This is a genomic window from Azospirillum agricola (assembly GCF_017876095.1).
In the GTDB taxonomy this organism is placed as follows: Bacteria; Pseudomonadota; Alphaproteobacteria; order Azospirillales; family Azospirillaceae; genus Azospirillum; species Azospirillum agricola.
Window position 1 is genome coordinate 32,460 of record NZ_JAGINM010000022.1, and the last position, 15,790, is coordinate 48,249.

The 15,790-nt window shown below is 72.7% G+C and carries 14 protein-coding genes; 9 read left to right on the top strand and 5 right to left on the bottom strand.

The genetic code is table 11. The features are described 5' to 3' along the window. The first annotated feature begins 2 nt into the window (after positions 1–2). Positions 3–674, top strand: coding sequence for a DUF3426 domain-containing protein (locus J2847_RS26450; protein ID WP_209781771.1), 672 nt, complete (start codon positions 3–5; stop codon positions 672–674). A gap of 40 nt (positions 675–714) precedes the next feature. Here the strand turns inward: J2847_RS26450 and J2847_RS26455 are convergent, their stop codons facing one another. The 3 genes from J2847_RS26455 to J2847_RS26465 all read right to left on the bottom strand — a co-directional run bounded on the left by J2847_RS26455 (position 715) and on the right by J2847_RS26465 (position 3,713). Next, positions 715–993 carry a hypothetical protein gene (locus J2847_RS26455; protein WP_209781772.1) on the bottom strand — a complete coding sequence of 93 codons (279 nt, stop codon included), beginning with the start codon at positions 991–993 and terminating at the stop codon, positions 715–717. Between the two features lie 116 nt (positions 994–1,109). After that, on the bottom strand, positions 1,110–1,976 hold the full coding sequence (locus J2847_RS26460) for a universal stress protein (RefSeq protein WP_209781773.1): 867 nt from the start codon (positions 1,974–1,976) through the stop codon (positions 1,110–1,112). A gap of 174 nt (positions 1,977–2,150) precedes the next feature. Then, positions 2,151–3,713, bottom strand: coding sequence for a bifunctional aminoglycoside phosphotransferase/ATP-binding protein (locus tag J2847_RS26465; RefSeq protein WP_209781774.1), 1,563 nt, complete (start codon positions 3,711–3,713; stop codon positions 2,151–2,153). Between the two features lie 186 nt (positions 3,714–3,899). Between J2847_RS26465 and J2847_RS26470 the strand changes: the two genes are divergently transcribed. From J2847_RS26470 to thiD, 8 genes are all read left to right on the top strand, one after another. Then, positions 3,900–4,496, top strand: a complete 597-nt coding sequence (locus J2847_RS26470; RefSeq protein ID WP_325169490.1) for a hypothetical protein — start codon at positions 3,900–3,902, stop codon at positions 4,494–4,496. A gap of 133 nt (positions 4,497–4,629) precedes the next feature. Next, positions 4,630–5,181 carry a DUF2934 domain-containing protein gene (locus J2847_RS26475; RefSeq protein ID WP_209781775.1) on the top strand — a complete coding sequence of 184 codons (552 nt, stop codon included), beginning with the start codon at positions 4,630–4,632 and terminating at the stop codon, positions 5,179–5,181. A gap of 126 nt (positions 5,182–5,307) precedes the next feature. After that, complete coding sequence (locus tag J2847_RS26480) at positions 5,308–6,246, top strand: DMT family transporter (protein WP_325169491.1); 939 nt, start codon at positions 5,308–5,310, stop codon at positions 6,244–6,246. 141 nt (positions 6,247–6,387) lie between these two features. Beyond that, positions 6,388–9,090: a TIGR02302 family protein gene (locus J2847_RS26485; protein WP_209781776.1), complete on the top strand. Its 2,703-nt coding sequence runs from the start codon at positions 6,388–6,390 to the stop codon at positions 9,088–9,090. Positions 9,091–9,181: 91 nt separating this feature from the next. Further along, the gene (locus J2847_RS26490) at positions 9,182–9,643 is read left to right on the top strand and encodes a hemerythrin domain-containing protein (protein WP_085552786.1); all 462 of its coding nucleotides are present in this window, start codon (positions 9,182–9,184) and stop codon (positions 9,641–9,643) included. Positions 9,644–9,732: 89 nt separating this feature from the next. Beyond that, positions 9,733–10,896, top strand: a complete 1,164-nt coding sequence (gene folP / locus J2847_RS26495) for a dihydropteroate synthase (RefSeq protein ID WP_209781777.1) — start codon at positions 9,733–9,735, stop codon at positions 10,894–10,896. Positions 10,897–11,035: 139 nt separating this feature from the next. After that, on the top strand, positions 11,036–12,400 hold the full coding sequence (gene glmM, locus J2847_RS26500) for a phosphoglucosamine mutase (protein ID WP_209781778.1): 1,365 nt from the start codon (positions 11,036–11,038) through the stop codon (positions 12,398–12,400). Beyond that, positions 12,397–13,197 (top strand): bifunctional hydroxymethylpyrimidine kinase/phosphomethylpyrimidine kinase, encoded by an 801-nt coding sequence (gene thiD, locus J2847_RS26505; RefSeq protein WP_209781779.1) that lies wholly within the window; start codon positions 12,397–12,399, stop codon positions 13,195–13,197. The genes glmM and thiD overlap by 4 nt, the downstream gene beginning before the upstream one ends. A 73-nt stretch (positions 13,198–13,270) precedes the next feature. On the opposite strand, the gene nadC is transcribed toward thiD, so the two are convergent. After that, positions 13,271–14,104 (bottom strand): carboxylating nicotinate-nucleotide diphosphorylase, encoded by an 834-nt coding sequence (gene nadC, locus J2847_RS26510; RefSeq protein WP_209781780.1) that lies wholly within the window; start codon positions 14,102–14,104, stop codon positions 13,271–13,273. Further along, the gene (locus J2847_RS26515; protein ID WP_209781781.1) at positions 14,089–15,759 is read right to left on the bottom strand and encodes an L-aspartate oxidase; all 1,671 of its coding nucleotides are present in this window, start codon (positions 15,757–15,759) and stop codon (positions 14,089–14,091) included. Before J2847_RS26515 ends, nadC begins: the two co-directional genes overlap by 16 nt. Positions 15,760–15,790: the final 31 nt, after the last annotated feature.

Below are 15,790 nucleotides of genomic sequence, written 5' to 3' on the forward strand. Positions count from 1 at the left end.
CGATGATCGTTTCCTGCCCGAGCTGTTCCACGCGCTACACCCTGTCCGAAGCGTCGCTCGGGCCCGGCGGGCGCAAGGTCCGCTGCGCCAAATGCGGTCACCTCTGGTGGCAGCGGCCGGAGGATGAGCCCGACTTCGCCCGGATGCTGGCCGACGCGCCGACCGAGATCCGCTCCTCCCGCCCGGCCGAATCCACGGGGAACGGCGGCTTCGCCTTCCACAAGCTCGGCTTTTCCCGCCCGACCCGGCGCACGGTGATCGGTTTCGCGGTGCTGGGGCTGGTGCTGGCCGGGGTCGCCGGCGGTGGCTTCGCCACGCGCGACACGCTGGTCCGCGCGTGGCCGCCGCTGGCACTGCTGTTCGAGACGGTCGGCCTGCCCGCCGAGCCGCCCGGCGCCGGGCTGCAACTGCGCAGCGTCCGGTCCGAGCAGAAGAGCGAGAACGGCGCCACACTCCTGCTGATCGAGGGCCAGATCCTCAACGAATCCGACAGCGACCGCCCGGTGCCGCGCCTGCGCGCCACGTCGCGCGACGCCGAGCACAAGACGCTGCAAAGCTGGACCATGGAGGCTTCGGCCCCCACCCTGCGTCCCGGCGAGGTGACGACCTTCCACCACAGCCAGCCCGATCCCGGCGCCGTCGCCGAGGTGACGGTGACGCTGGACGGCCGCTGACCTCGTCGTCTGGCCTTGTCTTTATCGTTGCCGAGGCGGATCACTGGGACGGGTGGAGCCCGGCGGCCGGATGGGTCGCGACGAAATCCACCAGCGCCGCCACCAGGTCGGCGGCGTGGCCGGTGCGTCCGTGGGCGCGCGCCACGGCGATGTCGTCGGCCAGAATGTGCAGGATGCGCGCGTGGCCGGCGGGGCTGTGGGCCAGGCAGCAGCCCAATTCCACCGCGACCATCTCCGGCACATGCTCGTGTTCGGCGATCGCGTCGATCTGCGCTTCGGTCAGATCGCTCAACGCGATGCAATCCTTGATCGTCAACATGGCGCGTTCCTCCCGGAACCGCCGGGCTCCCTGGAGTGGGAAGCCGGGATGGGGGACCATCGTCCAGCCGGGAGGGCGCCCCCGCGGAAAAGAGGCGGGGGCGTCGCCGTGTCGGCCTAATGGGCCATCAGCACCGGCAACCCGGCGTGATTGAGTACGTATCGGGTGACTCCGCCCAGAATCATTTCCCGCATCCGGCTGTGCCCGTAGCCCCCCATCACCAGGAGGTCGGCGCCGAGTTCCGCGGCCTTTTTGGTGACCGTCTCGCCGACGGGTTCCGATCCAGGCTTGAGAATAGTTAACTCAGGGTTAACGCCTTGCCAAGCCAAATAATCGGCGATGCGGCGTCCTGCCGCAGCTTCGGTCGCCGAGGTCTCGGCGGTCAGGGTGAGGACCCGGTCGGCGCCGCGCAGGAAGGGCAGGGCGGCGGCCACGGCGCGCGTGGCCTCGATCTTGCCGTTCCAGGCGATGGCGACGGTGCGGCCGATTTCCGCCGGCAGCACCTTCGGCACCAGCAGCAGCGGCCGGCCGGACCCCAGCAGCGCGGTTTCCATGGTGGCGTAGCCCTGGGTGTCGGCGTCCAGCGAGGTGTGGGCGAAGACGATCAGGTCGGCCAGCCGGCCCTCGGCGGGCACCACGTCCTCGATGCGGCCGACGACCTCGCGCCACGCGGCCGACGGGGCTTCCACCCCGCCGGGAACGTCGCGCAGCTCGATGCCGGACTCGCGCACCGCGTCGTCGAAATGGCGGCGGGCGACGGCGCGGTGGTTCTTCGACTCGCCCTCCGCCGCGCGCATGATCTCGTCCACCATGGCGCCGGACATGCCCTCGCCCAGCATCGGAACGGCGTCGCGCGGGTCGAGCGACACGAACAGCGCGACGATGTGGGCGTCGAAATCGCGCGCCACCGCCAGGGCGGCCTTCAGGGCGACGGGGTCGTTGTCGCCGCCGCCGAGCGGAACGAGGATGGTCTTGTACGTCATGGACTCCTCCCGGACCGGTTCGTTCGGTCCTCTTGGACGGTTTCCGGGGCCGGGCCAGCGGTTGCTGTCTGGCCGGACCCGGCCGGTGCGAGGGACCGGGCGGCGGCGGGCGCCGCCGCTCTGTTCCGTCAGTGTAGCCGACCGGGTGGCGCTTCGCCGCCCGTCGTTTTGGAATTACGCCAGCGTAGCCCGAGCGTCGGCAAGCACATCCGCTGCAACCCTGCCAGAATCCAGGCGCGCCCAGCGGATGTCTCCCAGATCGTAGGATTCCTGCCGCTTCGCCACCTCCGCCGTCGCGTCGGAGGCGTCGTTGCGACGATTCGTCACGCGCAGGGCGCGCAGCTCCAGGGCGGCGTCGAGCCAGATCCCGTCGAAGCGCACCGATGCTGCGGCCGCGAGCGATTCGAGGGCGGCGCGTTCCTCCGGCCGGGCGCAGACCGCGTCGACGACCACGGCGTGGCCGGCCTCCAGAACGGTGCGCGCGCCGTCCAGCAGCGCGGCGTACACCCGCGCGGTCACCGCTGGATCGTAGGCGTCGGGCGGCAGCCGCTCGGTTTCCGGCACCCCCCGCATCCGTTTGCGCAGCGCGTCGCTGCGCAGGATCACCGCCCCCGGAGCCGGTCCGAGAGCGGGGGCCAGGGCATGGGCGAGCAGCGATTTGCCGGTGCCCGACAGCCCGCCGACGGCGACGAGGCGCGGCGGCGGCGGTTCCAGCGCGGCGACGGCGTGATCGAATCCGCGCCGGGCCTCGGCCGCCAGCTCCTCGGCCTTGCCGGGTGACAGGGCGGCCGCGGCGGCGGCGATCTTGGCGCGCACGGCGGCGCGCACCGACAGGAACAGCGGCAGCGCCGCCAGCCCGGCGCGGTCGCCGGTCTCGTCGAGCCAGCCGTTGAGCAGCGCGTTGCCGAGCGGGCGCAGCCCGCGCCGCTCCAGATCCATCAGGAGGAAGGCCAGATCGTAGAGCAGGTCGGTGACGGCCAGGGTTTCGTCGAACTCGATGGCGTCGAACAGGGTCGGGACGCCGTCCAGCAGCAGGATGTTGCGCAGATGCAGGTCGCCGTGGCAGCGGCGGACGAAGCCGTCGCGCCGCCTCCGTTCCAGCAGGGGCTTCAGCCGGTCCAGCGCCGCCGCCGAACGGGCGGCGAGCCGGCCCAGGCGCTTCGTGGGGAACAGCGCCGGCGATTCCGCCATCTCGGCGATGTTGCCGTCCACCACCGCGCGCAGCGCCGCCTCGCCGCCGCCGTCACGCCGGACCTCCGCCGCCGCGTGGAAGGCGGCGACGCGTCCGGCCAGCGCCCGCATGATCGCCGGGGTGAGCGCGCCGCGCTCGGCCATCCGGTCGAACAGGGCGTCGGCGGGAAAGCGCCGCATCGCTACCACCCAATCCACCGCCGGGCCGCTCCGCGCGCCGTCGCCGGCCTCGTCGAGGAACAGCCCGCCGTCGGGCCGCCGTCGGATCGCCAGGACGTCGCGGTACAGCGTGGGGGCGGTGCGGCGGTTGATCGTCAGCTCGGCCCGGCAGGCGGCCTCGCGCTTTTCCACCGTCGAATAGTCGAGGTAGGGGTAGCGCACCGCGCGCTTCAGCTTGTAGGCGCGCCCGCCGGCCAGGAAGACCACGGCGGCGTGGGTGTCGACGCGCTCCACCGGACGGCCGCCGTGGCTGCGCGGATCGCCCAGGAAGGCGAGCGTTCCGGCCTGACTCCTGTCGGTGGACGGGGCGGCGTCGATCGGCGGCATCCGTCCAGACTAGCAGTCTCCGGCCCGTGGCGTCGCTTGCGCTTTCGCGCTCGCTTCCATGCCGCATTGATGGTTGAATCGCCGTGTGTCAGGTCCGACATAGTTGGAGGTAGCGCCGATACGCCGGAGGACGGAGGGCGGTGCCCTTCGTTATGGTGGATCGCCGTGTCGTCGGAGGGGCAGCCCGTGAGCCGTCGGTCCTTCATCCTGTGCCTGTCCGCCGCCCTGGGCGCCCTGCTGCCGGGGCTCGCGGCGAACGCGCAGACGGTGGGGGCCGGCGACCGCATCGGCAACTGGACCGTCGGCGGGCTGGCCTACACGGTGCAGACCCCGCCGGAAAACACCCTGTCCGGGTTGAACAGCAAGGTGCGCATCGGCGGCGCCTCGCTGCTGCCGCAGATCGAGCGCTACGCCAGCGTGCGGCCGTGGATCGGACCGGGCGCGCAGTCCTTCGACGGCAGCGCGCGCGCCTCCATGGCCGGATCCCTGGCCGGGGCCGGCGGCACGACCGGGCTGATGGGCGGTGTCCTGATCGACGTGCCGCTCGGCTCCTTCGTCTTCACCCCCAGCTTCGGCGCCGGCACCCTGCCGCGCACGCCGCGCGACGGCGGGGCGACCACGGAGTTCCGGTCCCAGCTGGAACTCGGCTACGAGTTCGACAACAAGTCGCGCTTCAGCCTGGGCTACAGCCGCATCGCCACCGACGGCGGGTCGGCCGATGCGGCGTCGGCGCCGAACAACGTGTTCGGCCTCTACTACCGCCTGCCGTTCGGCGGGCCGTGAGGGCGCGAGGGACGACGACGATTCCGGCCGGAACCTTCCGGTGGTGCGACGAACGGTTCCACTCGCCCTTAACCGCATCTTAAACATGGTTGGTTCTAGTGGACGCGGATTGAACGCTCCCGGGGAAACGACCATGGCCACCAAGCGCAAGACCGCCGCCTCCGCTCCGCCCGCCCAGGTTTCGCAAGCGACCCCCGCGACCGAACTGCCGTCCGCGGCCACCGATTCGGGGGCCGAGGTCATCCTGCGCACCAACTTCGCCGTGGCGGAACAGGACAGCGTCGCGCTGCTGCACGCCGCCAGCCTGCTGCTGGACGCCGACACGCCGGAAAAGGTCAACGTCGCGCTCGACCACAATCTGAAGCTCTGGATCGCGATCAAGGCCGTCCTGCTCAACGGCGACAGCCCGATCGAGCCGGAGGCGAAGGCCAATTTGCGCAACCTGGCGCAGTATGTCGTCGGCACCACCATGGAGGCCACCGGCGGCTCGATCGAGGAGCGGCGCCTGGTTTCGCTCGCCCGCCTCAACATGGGAATCGCCGAGGGGCTGCTGGGCGGCCAGCAGAGCAAGCTGATCCAGGACCGCGCCTATCAGATCTGGGAGGAGGAGGGACGGCCCCACGGCCGCGAGCAGGACCACTGGCTGCGCGCCGAGGCCGAGGTGACCGGCCAGCTGAAGGCCTGAAGCGGCTGAAAGCCGCAACGCGGGCAAGCCGTTAAGGCCGCAGGGCCGCCATTCCGTCGGGACATGACCGCCCGCGTCGCGACACCGTGACGCGGGCGGTTGCGCTTTGATAGACTGCCGGCCATCGTGACCTCCCCCCCCCAGACGACGTCCAAGCCTCACCGGCGGGTGGACAACACGCCGCTCGGCATCGCCGCGATGTTCGGGTCGGTGTTCCTCTTCTCGATGATGAACGTCCTGGTGAAGCTCCTGACCGAGCGTTTCCCGGTGGCCGAAGTCTCGTTCTTCCGCAGCTTCTTCGCGCTGATCCCGGTCTGCGTCGCCATCCATCTCGGCGACGGATTCGCGCGGACCCTGCGCACCCGTCATCCCTGGGGGCATCTGGGGCGGTCGATGATCGGGCTGACGACGATGGTCGCCATGTTCTGGTCGTTCCATCTGCTGCCGCTGGGCGACGCCATCGCGCTGAACTTCGCGGCGCCGCTGTTCCTGACCGCGCTGTCGGTCCCGCTGCTGGCCGAGAAGGTCGGCATCCACCGCTGGAGCGCGGTGCTGGTCGGTTTCGCCGGCGTGCTGATCATCGTGCAACCGAGCGGCGACGTGCTGAATCTCGGCGCCATGGTGGCGCTGGGCGGCGCTTTCGGCAACGCCTTCGCGGTCATCGCCATCCGCCAGCTGAGCCGGACCGAGCCGCCCAACACCATCGTCTTCTACTTCACCCTGATCACCACGCTGGCGCTTGGGCTGGCGCTGCCCTTCGACTGGGTGACGCCGACCGCGACCGAATGGGCGCTGCTGGTCGCCATGGGGCTGCTCGGCGGCGGCGGCCAGATGCTGGTGACGCGGGCCTATTCGCTGGCCCCGGCCGCGGTGGTGGCGCCGCTGAACTACTCGTCGCTGCTGCTGGCGGTGCTGTTCGGCTGGGCGCTGTGGGGCGACGTGCCGACCGGGACGATGGCGCTGGGCGCCGCCGTGGTGATGGCGAGCGGCCTCTACATCCTGCACCGCGAGACCCGCCGCCGTGTCGCCGTGACCCGCGCGATTCCCCCTGGCTCCGGCGACTGACCCGCCTCCAGGCGGCTCCGCCCGTCACAGTTTCGCCATCCGGCGATGGTGTGCTGTACCATCGCGCCGGTGGGCAAAACCGGCGGCGGCGCCTTATATGGTGGATGGCGCACGGCCACGAACGCGGAAGTGGGGTACGGGATGAGGCAGGACGCACGGCGGACCGACCCGGCGACGGACGCGCGCGGCGGCGACCAGGGCGGCGACCAGGGCGGCGCCTCCGCCAATTCCCTTCCCCCATCCGAACCGCGCGCCCGGCTGTGGCAGGCCCGCTCGGCGCTGCTGTGGGAGCGGCTCGGGCCGGCCCTGTGGGCGCCCTTGACCATTCTCGGCGTCTTCCTGGCGCTCGCCCTGTTCAATCTGCTGCCGCATCTGCCGGGCTGGCTGCACGCGGCGCTGCTGGTGCTGCTGGCCGGCGCCTTCGCGCTGGCCGTCGTGGCCGGCGTCCGCCGCCTCCGCCTGCCGGACGAGGGCGACGCCCGGCGCCGGCTGGAGCGCGACAGCGGCATCCCCCACCGCCCGCTGACAGCGCTGCGCGACCGTCCGTCGGGCAACGACCCGCTGGCCGAGGCGCTGTGGCGCCTGCACCAGGAGCGCACCCGCGCGGCGATGCGCCGGCTGCGGGTGGCGTGGCCGGAGGCGACCGTCCCGGCGCACGACCGCTTCGCCTTGCGGGCGCTGGTGATCCTGCTGCTCGTGGTGGCCGGGGCCGCCGGCTGGGGCGACTGGCGCCCGCGCCTGATGGCGGCGCTGTCGCCCCGCTTCGACGGCGGGCCGGCGACCGCCGTGGCGACGCTCGACCTGTGGGTGACGCCGCCCGACTACACCGGCCTGCCGCCGGTCTTCCTGAAGGCCGGCGCCACCGTCAACGCCCCGGCCGACCAGCCGGTGCCGGTGCCCTCGGGCAGCCAGGTGATGGCCCGCGTCAGCGGCGGCGGCGGCGTTCCGACCCTGGAGGCGGGCGACCGCTCCGCCGGCTTCGAGACGGTGGACGCCACCACCTTCCAGATCCAGCAGCCGATCACCGCCGGCAGCCGCATCGCGGTGACGCAGGGCGGACGGACGCTGGGAAGCTGGCCGGTCCGCGTCGTGCCGGACAGCCCGCCGATCGTCGCCCACGCCAACCCGCCCACGGCCGGCGAGCGCGGCGCCCTGCGGCTGGACTACGCCGCCCGCGACGATTACGGCCTGACCGAGGTGAAGGCGCAAATCCGGCCGGCCGTGCCGGCCCCCGCTTCCGCCCCTGGCCCCAACGAGGCCGCGCCCGGCGCCGCCCCGGCGCCCGCCACCCCTTCGGCCCTGCCTCCGGCCCTGCGCAACGCCCCGCCGCTCGATCTGCCGCTGGCCCTGCCCGGCCTGCGCCCGAAGGACGCGCGCAACACCGCCTTCCACGACCTGACCGCCCATCCCTGGGCGGGTCTGCCGGTCACGGTGCGTCTGATCGTCACCGACGGCGCCGGCCAGACCGGCCAGTCGGAGGACGCCCCGATCGTGCTGCCCGAGCGCGTCTTCAACCATCCGGTCGCCCGCGCCATCGTCGAGCAGCGCAGGATCTTCACCCGCCAGCCGGCGGAATCCCGCACCGACGTCGCCCGCGCCCTGGCCGACATCTCGGCGCGGCCCGGCCAGTACGGGCAGGATCTGGTGGCCTTCCTGGCGCTGCGCACCGCCGTCGCCCGGCTGATGCTGGACGACAGCGCGGAGTCGGTGCCGGCCCTCCAGCAACTTCTCTGGGAAACCGCGCTGCGCATCGAGGACGGCGGGCTGTCGCTGGCCGAGCGCGACCTGCGCGACGCCGAGCGCCGCCTGTCCGAGGCGCTCGACAAGAACGCCAGCGACGAGGAGCTGAACCGCCTGATGGACGAGTTGCAGGCGGCGCTCGACAAGTTCATGGACGCCATGGAGCAGCGGATGATGGAGGCGCTCCAGCGCGGCGAGCAGATCCCGACCATCCCGCCGGAGATGGCCGACCGCATGACCGACCGCAACGACCTCCAGCAGATGCTCGACCGCATGCGCGAGATGGCGCAGACGGGCTCGCGCGACGCCGCCCGCCAGATGCTGTCGCAGCTCCAGCAGATGCTGGAGAGCATGCGCAACGGCGCCATGGCGCAGTCGGGCCAGCAGAACAACCAGAACGACGCCTGGCGGATGATGCAGGACTTGCAGAAGCTGACCCAGCAGCAGCAGCAGCTTCTCGACCAGAGCTTCCGCCAGGCCCAGGATCCCAGCCAGCAGCAGGGCCAGCCGGGGCAGCAGTCTCCGCGCGGGCGCCAGCAGCCGGGGCAGCAGGGCCAGCGCAACAACCAGGGCAACATGGCCGGCAGCCCGACCCTCCAGAAGCAGGCCGAGCAGCAGGAGGCGCTGCGCCGCCAGCTCGGCGAGCTGATGCGCCGCATGGGCGAGCAGTCCGGCGGCGAGATTCCCCGGCCGCTGGGCCGCGCCGAGCGCGCCATGCGCGACGCCGCCCAGGCCTTGCAGCAGGGCTCCCCCGGCGCCGCCGTGCCGTCGCAGACCCAGGCGATGGACGAGCTTCAGCAGAGCATGCAGAGCATGGCCGAGCAGCTCGCCAACCAGATGATGATGGGGCAGGGGCCGGCGATGATGGGCCAGCAGCAGCCGGGGCAGCAGGGGCAGGGGCAACGCCAGGGCCGGGGCCGCGACCCGCTGGGCCGCCGCCCGTCCGGCTACGGCATGCAGGATTCCAACGACGTCAAGATCCCCGAGCAGTCGGAGCTTCAGCGCGCCCGCGAGATCCTGGACGAGCTGCGCCGCCGCTCCGGCCAGTACAACCGGCCGCAGCCGGAGCGCGAGTACATCGACCGGCTGCTGAAGCAGTTCTGAGCCGGGGGCGGCGCTCAAGGGGAGGGGGCAAGGAACACCGGGCCGCCGCCGGGGTTCTTCCAGCAACGGATTTCATTGGAAGGACGCCGCAATGGCCCGGAAGACCGACATCTTCGCCCGCATCAAGACCGACCACGACACCATCCGCGCCCTGCTCGACAAGATCGAGCAGGCCAACGGCAACGGCCGCGCCGTCTTCGAGGATTTGCAGCGCGAGCTGTGGGCCCACGCCAAGGTCGAGGAGGGCGTCTTCTACGCCTCGCTGTCCAAGGCCAAGGAGGCCAAGTCCGAGACCGTCGAGGGGCTGAACGAGCATCACCTGATCAACGGCCTGCTCGACGAGCTGAACGCCATGAAGGTGACGGACAGCGGCTGGAAGGAGAAGCTCCAGGTCCTGGGCGAGCTGGTCCGCCACCACCTCGACGAGGAGGAGGAGGAGCTGTTCGAGGAGGCCAAGGACGTTCTCGACGACGGCCGCGCCGCCGAGCTGGGCGGCTTCTACGGCGAGCGCAAGGACCACATCATGGCCGGGCTGGCGCCGCTGCCGAAGTGAGGGGCGCGGCCGGGGGGCGACTTCCTCTTGCCCCCCGGTCGCCCCCGTCCTAGGAACGGGGCAGCGCTTTCCGTTCCGAAGGTTCGTCCATGCCCCCCGCCCCCAAATCCGCCCCCAAATCCGCCGCCGGCTCGTTGGCCTCCTTCTGCGCCTGGGCGGCGGAGCCGGGCGTGCGGGTCTATCTGCGCCCGGTCGGGCTGATGCCCATCGCCGCCTGGGCCAAGGGGGCGGCGGTTCCGCTGGCCGGCGGGCGCTTCGCCTTCGCCACGGCGGAGCTGATCGTCCGCCAGGGGGGCGGTCTTGAGGGAGGGCGCGTCGAGCGCGCCTTCGCGCCGCTCTCCGAGATCCTCGCCTGGGGGTGGGAGCGCGCGCGGGAGGTGGCCGAGGCGCTGGACCGCCAGCTCGGCGCGCTGACCCGCGCCCGCTCCCCCTTCGGCGCCGTCGAGCTGGGGCGGCCCGCCATCATGGGCATCGTCAACGTCACGCCCGACAGCTTCTCCGACGGCGGCGACTTCCTCGACCACGCCGCCGCCATCGCCCATGGCGGGGCGCTGCTGGATGCCGGCGCCGACATCCTCGACATCGGCGGCGAGTCCACCCGTCCCGGTTCCAGCCCGGTGTCGCCGGAAGAGGAGGAGAGGCGCGTCCTCCCCGTCATCCGCCATTTCGCCGGCCGGGGCGCCACCGTCTCGGTCGACACGCGGCACGCCCGCGTCATGGCCGCCGCCATCGGGGCCGGCGCGCGCATCGTCAACGACGTCGCCGGCCTGGGCGATCCGCTGGCCCTGCCGGTGGTCGCCCGATCGGGCACGCCGGTCGTGCTGATGCACATGCTGGGCGAGCCCGGCACCATGCAGGCGAACCCCCAATACGCCGACGCCGCCCTCGACGTCTTCGACTGGCTGGAGGAGCGCGTCGCCCGCTGCGCCGCCGCCGGGGTGCCGCCGGAGCACATCGCCGTCGATCCCGGCATCGGCTTCGGCAAGACGGTGGAGCACAACCTGTCGATCCTGCGCCACACGGCGCTGTACCATGCGCTCGGCTGCGCGGTGCTGATCGGCCTGTCGCGCAAGGCCTTCATCGGCCGCCTGTCGCGCGGCGAGCCGCCGAGGGAGCGTCTGGCCGGTTCGCTCGCCGCCGGGCTGGAGACGCTGAACCAGGGGGCGCAGATCCTGCGCGTCCACGACGTGGCGGAGACCGCGCAGGCCCGCGCCCTGTGGGAGGGGCTGCACCCCCTGCAATCCCGCCTATGAACCTTGCCCGCCGTAACCCTTTCGCGCAGATGTGGGAAGGATGCTTGACCGCGCCGAGGAAACCGGTGGAAAAAGTCATTTCACGGTTTCCCCCGGCCGGCGTCGCCGGCCGTCGGGCATGTCCATTCCCGAGGTTCTCATGACGCGACACCTGTTCGGCACCGACGGCATCCGCGGCACCGCCAACGTCGATCCGATGACCGCCGAAACGGCCCTGCGCGTGGCGATGGCGACGGCGCTCCAGTTCCGGCGCGGCGACCACCGCCACCGCGTGGTGATCGGCAAGGACACGCGCCTGTCGGGCTATCTGCTGGAGCCGGCGCTGACCGCCGGCTTCATCTCGATGGGGATGGACGTCGTGCTGGTCGGCCCGCTGCCGACCCCGGCGGTGGCGATGCTGACGCGGTCCTTGCGCGCCGACATGGGCGTCGTCATCTCGGCCTCGCACAACCCCTACCAGGACAACGGCATCAAGCTGTTCGGCCCGGACGGCTACAAGCTGTCGGACGAGGTCGAGATCGCCATCGAGACGCGGATGGGCCAGCCCTTCGCCGCCGATCTCGCCGCCCCCTCCGACCTCGGCCGCGCCAGCCGCATGGAGGACGCGACCGGCCGCTACATCGAGTATGTGAAGAACACCTTCCCGCGCGGCCTGCGGCTCGACGGGCTGAAGATCGTCGTCGACTGCGCCAACGGCGCCGCCTACCGCGTGGCGCCCAAGGTGCTGTACGAGCTGGGGGCCGACGTCATCCCGGTCGGCGTCGCGCCGGACGGCACCAACATCAACAAGGGCTGCGGCGCCACCGCCACCCAGACCTTGCAGGAGCAGGTCGTCGCCCACAACGCCCATCTCGGCGTCGCGCTGGACGGCGACGCCGACCGGCTGATCATGGTGGACGAGGCCGGGCGTCCGATCGACGGCGACCAGCTGATGACCCTGATCGCCTCCTCCTGGGCGGCGTCGCAGACGCTGCGCGGCGGCGGCGTGGTGGCGACCGTCATGTCGAACCTCGGCATGGAGCGGCATCTCGACGGGCTCGGCCTGCATCTGGCGCGCACCCCGGTCGGCGACCGCTACGTCGTCGAGCTGATGCGCGAGCGCGGCTACAACGTCGGCGGCGAGCAGTCGGGCCACGTCGTGCTGTCGGACTATTCGACCACCGGCGACGGGCTGATCGCGGCGCTCCAGGTGCTGGCGGTGCTGATCCAGTCCAACGGCCGGTCGGCGAGCGAGGTCTGCCGCGTCTTCGCGCCGGTGCCGCAGAAGCTGACCAACGTCCGCTTCGCCGCCGGCTCCAAGCCGCTGGACGATCTGACGGTGCAGGACGCCATCCGCGAGGGCGAGGCGCGCCTGGCGAAAAGCGGCCGCATCCTGATCCGCAAATCGGGGACCGAGCCGGTGATCCGCGTCATGGCCGAGGGCGACGACGAGGCGCTGGTCCATCAGGTGGTCGGCGACATCGCCGAGGCGATCCGGACCAGCGCGCTGGAGGGCGCGCGATGAAGGGCCGCGTCCTCATCGTCGCCGGGTCGGATTCCGGCGGCGGCGCCGGCATCCAGGCCGACATCAAGGCGGTGAGCGCGCTCGGCGCCTACGCGGCGACCGCCATCGCGGCGCTGACCGCGCAGAACACCACCGGGGTCTACGGCGTGCTGCCGATCGACCCGGCCTTCGTGGCGCTCCAGATGAAGGTGGTGCTGGAGGACATCGGCGCCGACGCGCTGAAGATCGGCATGCTGGCCAACGCCCCCGTCATCGACGCGGTGGCGACCGAGTACGAGATGCGCGGCGGCAACGTGCCGCTGGTCGTCGATCCGGTGATGATCGCCAAGAGCGGCCATCATCTGCTGGAGCCCGAGGCGATGCTGACCCTGCGCAAGCGGCTGCTGCCGCGCGCCGCCATCGTGACGCCCAACCTGCCGGAGGCCGAGGCGCTGACCGACGTGCCGATCCGCGATCTCGACGACATGCGCCGGGCCGCCGAACTGATCCTCACCTTCGGGCCGAAATCGGTGCTGCTGAAGGGCGGGCATCTGGAGGACGACCGCCTCTACGACCTGCTGCTGACGGAGGAGGGCGAGACGGTGTTCCAGGGCGAGCGGGTCCACACGCCGCACACCCACGGCACAGGCTGCACCCTGGCGTCCGCCATTGCCGCCGGTCTGGCGCAGGGCCTGGGCACCCGCGACGCGGTTGCCCGCGCGCGGGCCTATGTCGAGACCGCGATCCTGACGGCGCCGGGGCTGGGCCATGGCCACGGGCCGCTGAACCACCTGCACACGGTGAAGGATTTCCCGTAGGCGGCGGCACCCGTGCCCACCCTCCCCCTCCCTCGCTTCGCAGGGGAGTGGGAGGGTGGGAGTTTAACACCCCTCAGACATCCAGCCCGATGTCGAGGTTGGGCGCGCTGTGGGTCAGCCAGCCGCAGGAGATCATGTCGACCCCCGCCTCGGCGATGGCGCGGACGGTGGCCTGCGTGACGTTGCCCGACGCCTCGGTCAGCAGGCGGCCGTCGACCATCCGCACCGCCCGGCGCAGCGTGTCGGGATCCATGTTGTCGAGCAGCACCACGTCCACCGGCAGCCCCAGCAGCTCGTCGAGCTGATCGAGCGTGTCGACCTCGACCTCGACCTTCACCATGTGGCCGATGTGGGCGCGCACCCGCTCCACCGCCGCGCGGACGCCGCCGGCCACCGCGATGTGGTTGTCCTTGATCAGCACCGCGTCGTCGAGGCCGAAACGATGGTTGAAGCCACCGCCCAGCTTGACCGCGTGCTTCTCCAGCACGCGCAGGCCCGGCGTGGTCTTGCGGGTGCAGACGATGCGGGCGCGCGTCCCCTCGACCTCGCGGACCAGCGCGCGGGTGGCGGTGGCGATGCCGGACAGCCGGCCCATCAGGTTCAGCGCCGTGCGTTCGGCGGTCAGCAGGGCGCGGGCCTTGCCGGCGACGGTGGCGATGGTGCCGCCGGGGGCGACGTCGCCGCCGTCCTCCCGCTCCACCGTGACGACGACGGCGGGGTCGAGCAGGCGGAAGGCGATCAGCGCCGCCTCCAGCCCGGCGACCCGGCCATCCCTGCGGGCGGCGATGCGGGCGGTGGCGGTGGCGTCGGCGGGGATGATGCTGTCGGTGGTGATGTCGCCGGCCCGGCCCAGATCCTCGGCCAGGGCGGCGCGGACGATGGGCTCGACGGTCAGGGGATGCAGCATGCGGCGTCTCCGGGCAGGGGGCCGGCGGGGCCGGCCAGATCGGTGAGGGTCAGGGTGCGGCGGTCGGCGCTGCGGCCGGCGTCGCGGTCGAGGGCCGGGTCGGGCAGGGGGTGGTCGGTCCGGCAATGGGCGCCCCGGCTCTCCTCGCGGGACAGCGCGGCGTGGACGACCAGCCGGCCGACCAGCAGCCGGTTGCGCGCCTCGCCCCAGCGGCGGATCGCCTCCGGGGTGGGGAGGTGCCCGCTGCCGGCGTCGCTCAGGCTGTCGAGCGCCGCCGCCAGCCGGTCGAGCTTGCGCCGCGCCGCCCGCAGCCCCAGCCCGTCGCGGACCAGCCCGGCGCCCTCGTAGAGCACGGCGCGCGTCTCCGCCGCGATGGCGTCGAGCAGTGCGTCGCCCAACCCCGTCACCACGGCGGGGGGAGCGGGCAGGGCGAAGGGCGGCGGCGGCGGCAGGGTGCGGGCCGCCACGTCGCGGGCGACGCGGTCGCCGAAGACCAGCGCCTCCAGCAGCGAGTTGCTGGCCAGCCGGTTGGCGCCGTGGACGCCGGTGCAAGCGACCTCGCCGCAGGCCCACAGCCCCTCCAGGCTGGTGCGCCCGTCGGCGTCGGTGACGATTCCGCCCATGTGGTAATGGGCGGCCGGGGCGACCGGCATCGGTTCCCGGAACGGGTCCAGCCCATGGGCGGCGCAGAGCGCCAGCACGGTCGGGAAACCGTCCGGCCTGGCGGCGAGCGCCGGGCGCAGGTCGAGGAAGACGCCTTCCCCCGCCGCGACGCGGCGGCCGATGGCGCGGGCGACGACGTCGCGTGGCGCCAGCTCGGCCAGCGGATGCTCGTCGGGCATGAAGCGCCGCCCGACGCGGTCGAGCAGGATTGCGCCGGCACCGCGCAGCGCCTCGGTCAGCAGCGGCGCCGGGTCGGCGGCGACGGCCAGCGCGGTGGGGTGGAACTGCACGAACTCCAGGTCGGCGAGCCGGGCGCCGGCCCGCGCCGCCAGCGCCAGCCCGTCGCCGGTCGCCTCGGCCGGGTTGGTGGTGCGTGCGAAGGCGGCGCCGATGCCGCCGGTCGCCAGGATCACGCGCGGCGCGCGGTGCAGGACCCAGCCCTCCGATTGGAAGGCCAGCAGGCCGCAGACGCGGCCGCCGCGCATGGCGAGATCGACGGCGAAGGCGTCGGTCCCGACCCGCACCGACGGGGTGGCGCGCAGCCGCCGGGCCAGCGCCGTGACCAGGGTCCGCCCGGTGGCGTCGCCCCCGGCATGGACGATGCGCGCCGCGCCGTGCGCCGCCTCGCGGCCGAGCAGCGGCGCGCCGTCCGCGTCGCGGTCGAACGGGAGGCCGTCGGCGAGCATCGCCCGCAGGCATTCGGCGCCGTCGCGGGTCAGCAGCGCCGCCATCGCCGCGTCGACCAGCCCGGCGCCGGCCGAGACGGTGTCGGCGGCGTGGTCCTCCGGCCGGTCGCCCGGACCTATGGCGGCGGCGATGCCGCCCTGGGCGTGGAGGCTCGACCCGCCGGGCAGGTCGGCGGTCTTGGTCAGCAGGGTGACGGCGCGCGGGGCCAGCGCGAGCGCCGCCGTCATTCCGGCCAGCCCGGAGCCGACGACGATCACGTCGGCGTCACGGACCTCGTAGGGGATGGACGATGTGGGTGAGGTCATGGGCGATCCTCGGCACGGGCGTGGTGTCCCT